The organism is Pantoea sp. 1B4, from assembly GCF_016925765.1.
GTDB lineage: Bacteria > Pseudomonadota > Gammaproteobacteria > Enterobacterales > Enterobacteriaceae > Pantoea > Pantoea agglomerans.
The window spans coordinates 3,863,630-3,875,883 of sequence record NZ_JAEUWZ010000001.1 but is presented as its reverse complement, the minus strand read 5'-3'; the positions used below and the strand labels follow the sequence as shown (position 1 = coordinate 3,875,883).

At 51.7% G+C, this 12,254-nt stretch carries 5 protein-coding genes, 6 tRNA genes and 3 rRNA genes; 13 read left to right on the top strand and 1 reads right to left on the bottom strand.

Annotation, left to right across the window (positions count from 1 at the left end):
* Positions 1-17 precede the first annotated feature (17 nt).
* The 8 genes from hemG to birA all read left to right on the top strand — a co-directional run bounded on the left by hemG (position 18) and on the right by birA (position 8,455).
* The gene (gene hemG, locus JNO11_RS18600; protein WP_033773286.1) at positions 18-551 is read left to right on the top strand and encodes a menaquinone-dependent protoporphyrinogen IX dehydrogenase; all 534 of its coding nucleotides are present in this window, start codon (positions 18-20) and stop codon (positions 549-551) included.
* A 409-nt stretch (positions 552-960) separates the two neighbouring features.
* Positions 961-2,503, top strand: a 16S ribosomal RNA gene (locus tag JNO11_RS18595).
* 75 nt (positions 2,504-2,578) lie between these two features.
* Positions 2,579-2,655, top strand: a tRNA-Ile gene (locus JNO11_RS18590).
* Positions 2,656-2,797: 142 nt separating this feature from the next.
* Positions 2,798-2,873, top strand: a tRNA-Ala gene (locus tag JNO11_RS18585).
* Positions 2,874-3,082: 209 nt separating this feature from the next.
* A 23S ribosomal RNA gene (locus JNO11_RS18580) occupies positions 3,083-5,996 on the top strand.
* A gap of 198 nt (positions 5,997-6,194) precedes the next feature.
* Positions 6,195-6,310 (top strand): 5S ribosomal RNA (gene rrf, locus JNO11_RS18575).
* The 16S, 23S and 5S rRNA genes sit together here with 2 tRNA genes alongside, the layout of an rRNA operon.
* Positions 6,311-6,461: 151 nt before the next feature.
* Positions 6,462-7,499, top strand: coding sequence for a UDP-N-acetylmuramate dehydrogenase (murB, locus tag JNO11_RS18570; protein WP_158132083.1), 1,038 nt, complete (start codon positions 6,462-6,464; stop codon positions 7,497-7,499).
* The gene (birA, locus tag JNO11_RS18565; RefSeq protein ID WP_010261004.1) at positions 7,496-8,455 is read left to right on the top strand and encodes a bifunctional biotin--[acetyl-CoA-carboxylase] ligase/biotin operon repressor BirA; all 960 of its coding nucleotides are present in this window, start codon (positions 7,496-7,498) and stop codon (positions 8,453-8,455) included. Before murB ends, birA begins: the two co-directional genes overlap by 4 nt.
* A 45-nt stretch (positions 8,456-8,500) precedes the next feature.
* On the opposite strand, the gene coaA is transcribed toward birA, so the two are convergent.
* Positions 8,501-9,475 carry a type I pantothenate kinase gene (gene coaA / locus JNO11_RS18560; protein WP_325177684.1) on the bottom strand — a complete coding sequence of 325 codons (975 nt, stop codon included), beginning with the start codon at positions 9,473-9,475 and terminating at the stop codon, positions 8,501-8,503.
* 753 nt (positions 9,476-10,228) lie between these two features.
* Here coaA and JNO11_RS18555 point away from each other — a divergent pair.
* The 5 genes from JNO11_RS18555 (at position 10,229) to tuf (ending at position 12,036) form a co-directional block, all read left to right on the top strand.
* Positions 10,229-10,304, top strand: a tRNA-Thr gene (locus tag JNO11_RS18555).
* 7 nt (positions 10,305-10,311) lie between these two features.
* Positions 10,312-10,396, top strand: a tRNA-Tyr gene (locus tag JNO11_RS18550).
* A gap of 191 nt (positions 10,397-10,587) precedes the next feature.
* Positions 10,588-10,662, top strand: a tRNA-Gly gene (locus JNO11_RS18545).
* A 5-nt stretch (positions 10,663-10,667) separates the two neighbouring features.
* Positions 10,668-10,743: transfer RNA gene (locus JNO11_RS18540), tRNA-Thr, on the top strand.
* 108 nt (positions 10,744-10,851) lie between these two features.
* On the top strand, positions 10,852-12,036 hold the full coding sequence (gene tuf, locus JNO11_RS18535) for an elongation factor Tu (protein WP_010261012.1): 1,185 nt from the start codon (positions 10,852-10,854) through the stop codon (positions 12,034-12,036).
* Positions 12,037-12,254 lie beyond the last annotated feature (218 nt).

The following is a 12,254-nucleotide window of genomic DNA, read 5'->3' as shown; positions in this document are numbered from 1 at the left end:
TTAATAAGGATGCTGACATGAAAGCGCTGATTCTCTATTCCACTCGCGACGGACAAACCAAGAAGATTGCCTCTTCTATTGCTGATGTGATCCGTCAGCAGCAGCAGTGTGATGTACTGAACATTCAGGATGCCACTCTGCCTGACTGGGCACAGTATGATCGCGTGTTAATTGGCGCATCTATCCGCTATGGCCATTTTCAGCCGGTCGTCGATAAGTTCGTTAAACAACACCTTCATGAGTTGCAGCAGCGTACCAGCGGTTTCTTTTCGGTGAACCTGACGGCGCGCAAACCTGAGAAGCGCTCTCCTGAAACCAATGCCTATACGCAGAAGTTCCTGGCACACTCGCCGTGGCAGCCTGATTGCTGTGCCGTGTTCGCAGGCGCGCTCTATTATCCGCGCTATCGCTGGTTCGATCGCGTCATGATCCAGTTGATTATGCGCATGACCGGTGGTGAGACAGATTCGACGAAAGAAGTGGAGTACACGGACTGGCAGCAGGTAAGCACTTTTGCCAATGATTTTGCACAGTTACCAGGCAAATCGTAGCGAAATAGCGCGATTTGATGAAAATTACTGCGAACGATAATCTTTTCGTAATAAACACTTGTCAGCCCGCGCGAACTCCCTATAATGCGCCTCCATCGACACGGAACACCGGCAACGGAAAACGGGTTGAGAGGCACAGGAGACTGCGCCGCCGGAGAAAAACTTCTGAAATAGAGGTTGACTCTGCAGGAGGAAAGCGTAATATACGCCACCTCGCGACAGGACGCTAACGCACTGTTCGCACTGCTCTTTAACAATTTATCAGACAATCTGTGTGGGCACTCGCAGGATTGATATCAGCGTCTCCGGACGTAAAAAAATATCAAGCCTCACGAGTGAACACATAATGAAATTCATTATGACGTTTTACAGATGAGCACCGCTTAACTTGTTTAAGCAAATCAAACTTAAATTGAAGAGTTTGATCATGGCTCAGATTGAACGCTGGCGGCAGGCCTAACACATGCAAGTCGGACGGTAGCACAGAGAGCTTGCTCTCGGGTGACGAGTGGCGGACGGGTGAGTAATGTCTGGGGATCTGCCCGATAGAGGGGGGATAACCACTGGAAACGGTGGCTAATACCGCATAACGTCGCAAGACCAAAGAGGGGGACCTTCGGGCCTCTCACTATCGGATGAACCCAGATGGGATTAGCTAGTAGGCGGGGTAATGGCCCACCTAGGCGACGATCCCTAGCTGGTCTGAGAGGATGACCAGCCACACTGGAACTGAGACACGGTCCAGACTCCTACGGGAGGCAGCAGTGGGGAATATTGCACAATGGGCGCAAGCCTGATGCAGCCATGCCGCGTGTATGAAGAAGGCCTTCGGGTTGTAAAGTACTTTCAGCGGGGAGGAAGGCGATGGGGTTAATAACCGCGTCGATTGACGTTACCCGCAGAAGAAGCACCGGCTAACTCCGTGCCAGCAGCCGCGGTAATACGGAGGGTGCAAGCGTTAATCGGAATTACTGGGCGTAAAGCGCACGCAGGCGGTCTGTTAAGTCAGATGTGAAATCCCCGGGCTTAACCTGGGAACTGCATTTGAAACTGGCAGGCTTGAGTCTTGTAGAGGGGGGGTAGAATTCCAGGTGTAGCGGTGAAATGCGTAGAGATCTGGAGGAATACCGGTGGCGAAGGCGGCCCCCCTGGACAAAGACTGACGCTCAGGTGCGAAAGCGTGGGGAGCAAACAGGATTAGATACCCTGGTAGTCCACGCCGTAAACGATGTCGACTTGGAGGTTGTTCCCTTGAGGAGTGGCTTCCGGAGCTAACGCGTTAAGTCGACCGCCTGGGGAGTACGGCCGCAAGGTTAAAACTCAAATGAATTGACGGGGGCCCGCACAAGCGGTGGAGCATGTGGTTTAATTCGATGCAACGCGAAGAACCTTACCTACTCTTGACATCCAGCGAACTTAGCAGAGATGCTTTGGTGCCTTCGGGAACGCTGAGACAGGTGCTGCATGGCTGTCGTCAGCTCGTGTTGTGAAATGTTGGGTTAAGTCCCGCAACGAGCGCAACCCTTATCCTTTGTTGCCAGCGATTCGGTCGGGAACTCAAAGGAGACTGCCGGTGATAAACCGGAGGAAGGTGGGGATGACGTCAAGTCATCATGGCCCTTACGAGTAGGGCTACACACGTGCTACAATGGCGCATACAAAGAGAAGCGACCTCGCGAGAGCAAGCGGACCTCACAAAGTGCGTCGTAGTCCGGATCGGAGTCTGCAACTCGACTCCGTGAAGTCGGAATCGCTAGTAATCGTGGATCAGAATGCCACGGTGAATACGTTCCCGGGCCTTGTACACACCGCCCGTCACACCATGGGAGTGGGTTGCAAAAGAAGTAGGTAGCTTAACCTTCGGGAGGGCGCTTACCACTTTGTGATTCATGACTGGGGTGAAGTCGTAACAAGGTAACCGTAGGGGAACCTGCGGTTGGATCACCTCCTTACCTGAAGATACCTTCCCGCGCAGTGTCCACACAGATTGTCTGATAAAAAAAGTAACGAGCAGAAAAAACCTCTACAGGCTTGTAGCTCAGGTGGTTAGAGCGCACCCCTGATAAGGGTGAGGTCGGTGGTTCAAGTCCACTCAGGCCTACCAAATTCGCACTCACGCTGCGTTATGTCTCCGGCTCGCATAGTTCACTATGCTTCGCGGAAACATGCCTTGCCTGAGCACGAATTGCATTTCTCACGAAGTGTACTCGGTTGAGTGGTAGTAGTGGTCTCTGCAGTAACTGTATGGGGCTATAGCTCAGCTGGGAGAGCGCCTGCCTTGCACGCAGGAGGTCAGCGGTTCGATCCCGCTTAGCTCCACCATACCGTTTATCTGTTTTTTTCTGAAATACCTCAGAGCATACCGGCAACGGTGTGCTGCGACGTATTATGCTCTTTAACAATCCGGAACAAGCTGAAAATTGAAACGACGCAGCGCGTCATTCCTCCGTAATAAGGAATGATTTGGCGATGCGTTCGAGTCTCTCAAATGCTTGCAACACGCAGCGTTGAAAAACGCCTGTGGGTTGTGAGGTTAAGCGACTAAGCGTACACGGTGGATGCCCAGGCAGTCAGAGGCGATGAAGGACGTGCTAATCTGCGTAAAGCGACGGTAAGGTGATATGAACCGCTACAGCCGTCGATGTCCGAATGGGGAAACCCGGTGCACTCTGTGCATCATTGCAGCATGAATACATAGTGCTGCAAGGCGAACCGGGGGGAACTGAAACATCTAAGTACCCCGAGGAAAAGAAATCAACCGAGATTCCCCCCAGTAGCGGCGAGCGAACGGGGAGCAGCCCAGAGCCTGAATCAGTTTGTGTGTTAGTGGAAGCGTCTGGAAAGTCGCAGGGTACAGGGTGATACTCCCGTACACAAAAGCACACAAGCTGTGAGCTCGATGAGTAAGGCGGGACACGTGGTATCCTGTCTGAATATGGGGGGGACCATCCTCCAAGGCTAAATACTCCTGACTGACCGATAGTGAACCAGTACCGTGAGGGAAAGGCGAAAAGAACCCCGGCGAGGGGAGTGAAACAGAACCTGAAACCGTGTACGTACAAGCAGTGGGAGCCTTCTTAATGGGGGTGACTGCGTACCTTTTGTATAATGGGTCAGCGACTTATATTCTGTAGCAAGGTTAACCGTATAGGGGGAGCCGCAGGGAAACCGAGTCTTAACTGGGCGTTAAGTTGCAGGGTATAGACCCGAAACCCGGTGATCTAGCCATGGGCAGGTTGAAGGTTGGGTAACACTAACTGGAGGACCGAACCGACTAATGTTGAAAAATTAGCGGATGACCTGTGGCTGGGGGTGAAAGGCCAATCAAACCGGGAGATAGCTGGTTCTCCCCGAAAGCTATTTAGGTAGCGCCTCGTGAACTCATCTTCGGGGGTAGAGCACTGTTTCGGCTAGGGGGGCCATCCCGGCTTACCAACCCGATGCAAACTGCGAATACCGAAGAATGTTATCACGGGAGACACACGGCGGGTGCTAACGTCCGTCGTGAAGAGGGAAACAACCCAGACCGCCAGCTAAGGTCCCAAAGTCATGGTTAAGTGGGAAACGATGTGGGAAGGCACAGACAGCCAGGATGTTGGCTTAGAAGCAGCCATCATTTAAAGAAAGCGTAATAGCTCACTGGTCGAGTCGGCCTGCGCGGAAGATGTAACGGGGCTAAACCATGCACCGAAGCTGCGGCAGCGACACTATGTGTTGTTGGGTAGGGGAGCGTTCTGTAAGCCGTCGAAGGTGTGCTGTGAGGCATGCTGGAGGTATCAGAAGTGCGAATGCTGACATAAGTAACGATAAAGCGGGTGAAAAGCCCGCTCGCCGGAAGACCAAGGGTTCCTGTTCAACGTTAATCGGAGCAGGGTGAGTCGACCCCTAAGGCGAGGCCGAAAGGCGTAGTCGATGGGAAACAGGTTAATATTCCTGTACTCGGTGTTACTGCGAAGGGGGGACGGAGAAGGCTATATCAGCCGGGCGACGGTTGTCCCGGTTTAAGCGTGTAGGCGGAGTGTCCAGGTAAATCCGGACGCTTGTTAACGCTGAGGCGTGACGACGAGGCACTACGGTGCTGAAGTGATAAATGCCCAGCTTCCAGGAAAAGCCTCTAAGCATCAGGTAACACAGAATCGTACCCCAAACCGACACAGGTGGTCAGGTAGAGAATACCAAGGCGCTTGAGAGAACTCGGGTGAAGGAACTAGGCAAAATGGTGCCGTAACTTCGGGAGAAGGCACGCTGGCGCGTAGGTGGAGGGACTTGCTCCCCGAGCCGAAGCCAGTCGAAGATACCAGCTGGCTGCAACTGTTTATTAAAAACACAGCACTGTGCAAACACGAAAGTGGACGTATACGGTGTGACGCCTGCCCGGTGCCGGAAGGTTAATTGATGGGGTTATCCGTAAGGAGAAGCTCTTGATCGAAGCCCCGGTAAACGGCGGCCGTAACTATAACGGTCCTAAGGTAGCGAAATTCCTTGTCGGGTAAGTTCCGACCTGCACGAATGGCGTAATGATGGCCAGGCTGTCTCCACCCGAGACTCAGTGAAATTGAACTCGCTGTGAAGATGCAGTGTACCCGCGGCAAGACGGAAAGACCCCGTGAACCTTTACTACAGCTTGACACTGAACATTGAGCCTTGATGTGTAGGATAGGTGGGAGGCTTTGAAGCGCGGACGCCAGTCTGCGTGGAGCCAACCTTGAAATACCACCCTTTAATGTTTGATGTTCTAACGTAGGCCCGTGATCCGGGCTGCGGACAGTGTCTGGTGGGTAGTTTGACTGGGGCGGTCTCCTCCTAAAGAGTAACGGAGGAGCACGAAGGTCAGCTAATCACGGTCGGACATCGTGAGGTTAGTGCAATGGCATAAGCTGGCTTGACTGCGAGAGTGACGGCTCGAGCAGGTGCGAAAGCAGGTCATAGTGATCCGGTGGTTCTGAATGGAAGGGCCATCGCTCAACGGATAAAAGGTACTCCGGGGATAACAGGCTGATACCGCCCAAGAGTTCATATCGACGGCGGTGTTTGGCACCTCGATGTCGGCTCATCACATCCTGGGGCTGAAGTAGGTCCCAAGGGTACGGCTGTTCGCCGTTTAAAGTGGTACGCGAGCTGGGTTTAGAACGTCGTGAGACAGTTCGGTCCCTATCTGCCGTGGGCGCTGGAGAATTGAGGGGGGGTTGCTCCTAGTACGAGAGGACCGGAGTGAACGCACCACTGGTGTTCGGGTTGTCATGCCAATGGCATTGCCCGGTAGCTAAGTGCGGAAAAGATAAGTGCTGAAAGCATCTAAGCACGAAACTTGCCCCGAGATGAGTTCTCCCTGACTCCTTGAGAGTCCTGAAGGGACGTTGAAGACTACGACGTTGATAGGCCGGGTGTGTAAGCGCAGCGATGCGTTGAGCTAACCGGTACTAATGACCCGTGAGGCTTAACCTTACAACGCCAGAGGCGTTTTTGAGAGACACAATTTTCAGCCTGTACCGGATAAAAATTAGCGGAAACGAAAGATTTTGCGGCGTGACAAGGCGCAGAGCGAGGACGTCAGCGGGAGCATACTGAAGTATGTGACCGGTGCGGCCGGGCGATGGCAACGCGGTCATGGCGTAAAAGATTCGTTTCGTGCACCAAGATTTGCCTGGCGGCTTTAGCGCGGTGGTCCCACCTGACCCCATGCCGAACTCAGAAGTGAAACGCCGTAGCGCCGATGGTAGTGTGGGGTCTCCCCATGCGAGAGTAGGGAACTGCCAGGCATTAAATAAGTGAAGAAGCCCCGCACGGAAGTGCGGGGCTTTTTTTACGTCTGCAGATCGTGAAAAACCTCATCATAACCCCCGAAAACAGCCTGAGAACCCCTCTCTGATACGGTAAACTACGGCCAGATAACTCAGTAAAGGCCGTCAAATGTCCAGCCAGCATCCCTCCTTAAAAGCCGACAATACGCTTGGGCTTGAAGTACATACACAGAAACGCATCGTCGCCGAGACGCCAGCCGCCATTCTGGCAGCATGGCAGGCAAGCCAGAGTGATCAAACGCCTTTCCTTGTGCTCGGTGAAGGCAGCAATGTCCTATTCCTGGAAGATTTTGCCGGTACAGTGGTGCTGAACCGCATCAAAGGCATCAAAATTCAGGATGAATATGAGTGCTGGAAATTACACGTCGGGGCAGGTGAGAACTGGCATCAGCTGGTTAAAAGCACGCTGGAAAAAGGAATCACAGGCCTGGAAAATCTGGCGTTGATCCCTGGTATGACCGGTTCGGCACCGATTCAGAACATAGGTGCTTATGGCGTGGAATTAAAAGACGTCTGCGAATACGTGGATGTACTTAATCTGCACAGTGGTCAGACAGAACGTCTCGATCGTGAAGCCTGTGAGTTTGGCTATCGTGACAGCATTTTTAAACATCACTACCAGTCAGGCTATGTCATCGTCGCAGTCGGGATAATATTGCCTAAGCAATGGCAACCGGTATTAACCTACGGCGATCTGAAAACGCTCAATCCGGTGACGGCCAATGCCTGGGATGTCTATCACGCGGTATGCCAGATGCGGCAGAGCAAACTACCCGATCCGAAAGTCACCGGTAATGTAGGCAGCTTTTTTAAAAATCCTGTCGTCACCGAGGTGCAGTGCAGCTCACTACTGACGCATTTTCCGGCTATGCCACACTATCTGATGCCAAATGGTGAAATCAAACTGGCAGCAGGATGGCTTATCGATCAGTGCCAGCTGAAAGGTTATCGCATCGGGGGCGCGGCAGTTCACCAGCAACAGGCTCTGGTGCTGATCAACGCTGAAAATGCCACTCCCGACGATATCGTTGCGCTGGCAAAAACCGTGCGCGCTCAGGTTGGTGAAAAATTCGATGTCTGGCTTGAACCCGAAGTGCGCTTTATTCAGGCGCAGGGTGAGTGTAATGCCGTCGGGGTGATCGCATGAAAGACCATAATGTTCCGCTAAAGCTGGTTGATATCTTATCTGATGGTGAGTTCCATTCCGGTGAGCAGTTGGGTGAAACGCTGGGCATGAGTCGCGCAGCCATAAATAAGCATATCCAGACGTTAAAAAGCTGGGGTCTTGATGTCTATACCGTGACAGGCAAAGGTTACAGTCTCTCTGCCCCGATACAGCTGCTGGATGAGCAGGCGATACTCTCACAGGTTACGCAGGGTAACGTCTCGGTAATCCCGGTGATTGATTCCACAAATCAGTATCTGCTGGAACGTATGCATGAAATGGAGTCGGGTGCTGCCTGCATTGCGGAATATCAGCAGGCGGGTCGCGGCCGTCGTGGCCGTCAGTGGTTTTCGCCCTTTGGCGCAAACCTCTACATGTCTATGTACTGGCGTCTGGAGCAGGGGCCGGCAGCGGCGATGGGTCTGAGCCTGGTAATTGGCATTATCATGGCTGAGACATTACGTTCATTAGGGGCCGATGATGTCCGCGTAAAATGGCCCAATGATATTTACCTGAACGATCGTAAACTGGCGGGTATTCTGGTCGAACTGACAGGTAAAACCGGCGATGCTGCGCAGATCGTGATTGGTGCGGGGATTAACCTGGCGATGCGAACAGCCGATGCATCACAGATTAATCAGGGCTGGATTAACCTGCAGGAGGCCGGGGTAACGGTAAACCGCAATGAGCTTGCGGCACGTCTGATCAACAGTCTGCGCGAAGCTCTGCCGCTCTTTGAGCAGGAGGGATTAACCCCGTTTGTCGCACGCTGGGCTGCGCTGGATAACTTTATTAACCGGCCGGTTAAGCTGCTTATCGGTGAACGTGAGGTTCATGGTATTGCGCGAGGCGTAGACAGCCAGGGTGGCCTGTTACTGGAACAGGATGGCGAAATAAAAGCCTGGGTGGGTGGAGAAATATCACTGCGTCCTGTCTGAGTAAAAAAAAGCCTGCAGCAGCGCAGGCTTTTTTTATGACAGCAGTTATTTACGCAAGCGAACCTTATCGACTGCATGATCGCCACTTTTGGTCATAATCAGGCTGGCTCGTTCGCGCGTCGGCAGGATATTTTCCTGCAGGTTAAGCCAGTTAATCTCTTTCCACAAATTACCAGCAATTTCAACCGCTTCTGCTTCTGAAAGCTGGGCGTAATGATGGAAATAGGAGTCCGGATTGGTAAATGCGCCCTGGCGGAATTTCAGGAATCGATTGATATACCAGCTTTGCAGGAGATCTTCCTCTGCATCAACATAGATAGAAAAATCGACGAAATCTGAAACAAAGACATGATGGGGATCGTGGGGATAGTCCATTCCACTCTGTAATACATTCAGTCCTTCCAGAATCAGAATATCTGGCTGCTGTATCACTTTATCGCCATCAGGGATGACATCATAAATCAGATGTGAATAGACCGGAGCAGTAACCTGACTGGCTCCCGACTTCAAATCGGAGACGAAATTGACCAACCGGTGCATATCGTAGGATTGCGGGAATCCTTTTTTCTTCATTAACCCACGCTCTTTCAGCACGGCATTAGGATGAAGGAAGCCATCAGTGGTGATCAATTCGACTTTGCGATGTTCAGGCCAGCGGCTGAGCAAAGCCTGCAAGACACGCGCAGTCGTGCTTTTACCGACCGCTACGCTACCCGCAATACTGATGATATAGGGGATTTTCTGGCCATTGGTGCCCAGAAATTGCTCCAGTACAGCCTGTCGGCGAACGTTAGAACTTATATAAAAATTAAGCAGACGCGAAAGTGGCAGATAAATTTCCGCTACTTCCTCCAGCGAGAGATCCTCGTTGATGCCCTCCAGCTGCGCGATCTCTTCCTCTGACAGCGTCATAGGTACGGAATCACGTAATGCAGCCCATTGCTCACGAGTGAACTCTAAATAAGGCGTTGTCAGGGGGGGTCGTTTTATCCATAAGCATGCATCTGACCGCAAATTCATGGCTATCAACCGCGTGTTATCCGATAAGCAGGACAGCACAGGTGAAGTGAATCACGAATCGCTGGTTTATCAGTGAGAACAATGGGCTGGAGGGTATCACCAGTATGGCTTTTAACAGAAGTAAAAAGATAAACGTGATCTCGCTTTCGTCGGCATACCCACAAAACATCATGGTGGCTTTAATTTTTACTGCTTTATCGTTGTTTATGATATTGCAGGTCATCACAGCGCATGTGCGGCTTTTATCTGCTTTTTACATCTGACAACGTCTGAATGACAAAACGCCGCCATAAGGGCATAGAGAGAGGCTGATGCGGTACAAATTCAATATGTCCCATAAGAACTTCAGCAAAAGAACAAACGGCATAGAGTCATTTTGAAAGGCACCACGCCTGGTCATCGTCGTACCGACATTAGGGACACGCATGTCAAAACAGGCCTGCTTTCTACAGAAAAGTGCCTGCACATGAAAAAAAAGCGCAGGCGAGGTCAAAAAAAGCATCGTTCGGTACAGGCGTGTGAAATAAAAATACTGCCTGCAGATCATTTATCTGCTGAAAAGCGTTCCAGAGAGAGGCCTAAGGCATTAGCGCGAGCCGACTGATCCTATGAAAACAGGACCAGATTGCACAAATATTCTGCACAAAAACACTAAAATGCGATAATTTGCACAAATAGTAAGCGATAGAAAAAAATAAGCGATTTTTTAGTTGCATCCAGAGCCCGACCTTCCTAGAATGCGCTCCACTTGATGCCGGCTTAGCTCAGTTGGTAGAGCAACTGACTTGTAATCAGTAGGTCACCAGTTCGATTCCGGTAGCCGGCACCATCAAGTAGGTGGGATTCCCGAGCGGCCAAAGGGAGCAGACTGTAAATCTGCCGTCACAGACTTCGAAGGTTCGAATCCTTCTCCCACCACCATCTCAACCTCGCGGTTGGGTACGCAGATAAACAACCTGTTTATCTGTCAGGTGAGTCACTTATCACCCTGAATTCAGACTGAGCGTTAGCGAAGTCAAAGTCGGTCAGCTTCGCTGACAGGCAGTAGATAGTAGAGAAACATCTCTGTTATCTGCAAGCTACAGAAAGAACAGGTAGCCGAGTTCCAGGATGCGGGCATCGTATAATGGCTATTACCTCAGCCTTCCAAGCTGATGATGCGGGTTCGATTCCCGCTGCCCGCTCCAGATGTGCTGATATGGCTCAGTTGGTAGAGCGCACCCTTGGTAAGGGTGAGGTCCCCAGTTCGACTCTGGGTATCAGCACCACTTCCTTTAATCTCCCTCCTGATTTTCTCTGTAACTTCCTTGCAGTCAGGCATTGCCTGGTTAATGTGATGATATCATTGATATATCCGTGTCTTAGAGGGACTAGCGATGGCTAAAGAGCAATTTCAACGTAACAAACTGCACGTAAACGTGGGCACCATCGGTCACGTTGACCACGGTAAAACCACCCTGACTGCAGCTATCACTACCGTACTGGCTAAAACCAACGGCGGCCAGGCTCGTGCATTCGATCAGATCGACAGCACGCCTGAAGAAAAAGCCCGCGGTATCACCATCAACACCGCACACGTTGAGTATGAGACTGCTGCACGTCACTACGCTCACGTTGACTGCCCAGGCCACGCCGACTATGTGAAAAACATGATCACCGGTGCTGCGCAGATGGACGGCGCGATCCTGGTTGTTGCTGCGACTGATGGCCCAATGCCACAGACCCGTGAGCACATCCTGCTGGGTCGTCAGGTTGGCGTTCCTTACATCATCGTGTTCCTGAACAAGTGTGACATGGTTGATGATGAAGAGCTGCTGGAACTGGTAGAGATGGAAGTACGTGACCTGCTGTCACAGTACGACTTCCCAGGCGATGACACCCCAATCGTTCGTGGTTCTGCTCTGAAAGCGCTGGAAGGCGTTCCTGAGTGGGAAGCAAAAATCGTTGAGCTGGCTGAACACCTGGACAACTACATCCCGGATCCAGTCCGTGCGATCGACATGCCGTTCCTGCTGCCAATCGAAGACGTATTCTCAATCTCTGGCCGTGGTACCGTTGTAACCGGTCGTGTTGAGCGCGGCATCGTTAAAGTCGGCGACGAAGTTGAAATCGTGGGTATCAAAGATACTGCGAAATCAACCTGTACCGGTGTTGAGATGTTCCGTAAGCTGCTGGACCAGGGTCAGGCAGGCGAAAACTGTGGTGTTCTGCTGCGTGGTATCAAGCGTGAAGACATCCAGCGTGGCCAGGTTCTGGCTAAGCCAGGCTCAATCAAGCCGCACACCCAGTTCGAGTCAGAAGTTTACGTTCTGTCTAAAGACGAAGGTGGCCGCCATACTCCGTTCTTCAAAGGCTATCGTCCACAGTTCTACTTCCGTACAACTGACGTAACCGGTTCAGTAGAGCTGCCAGAAGGCGTTGAGATGGTCATGCCAGGCGACAACATCAAAATGGTTGTTACCCTGATCCACCCAATCGCAATGGACGAAGGTCTGCGCTTCGCAATCCGCGAAGGTGGCCGTACCGTTGGCGCGGGTGTTGTTGCTAAAGTTATCGCATAATTACCGATAACGTTTGACGCAATGCACACGGAAAGGGCATCATTTGATGCCCTTTTTGCACGCTGTTTCATAGAACCTGGCTCATCAGTGATTTTTTGAATCATAATCATTGCTGAGACAGGCTCTGTTATGCGGCGTTGGATACCGAGTTACGCCCCAAAAGCTCATTCGGTTTGGACGCCTCGCACTGCGGGGCAGAATAGTTTCTGAATTATTGT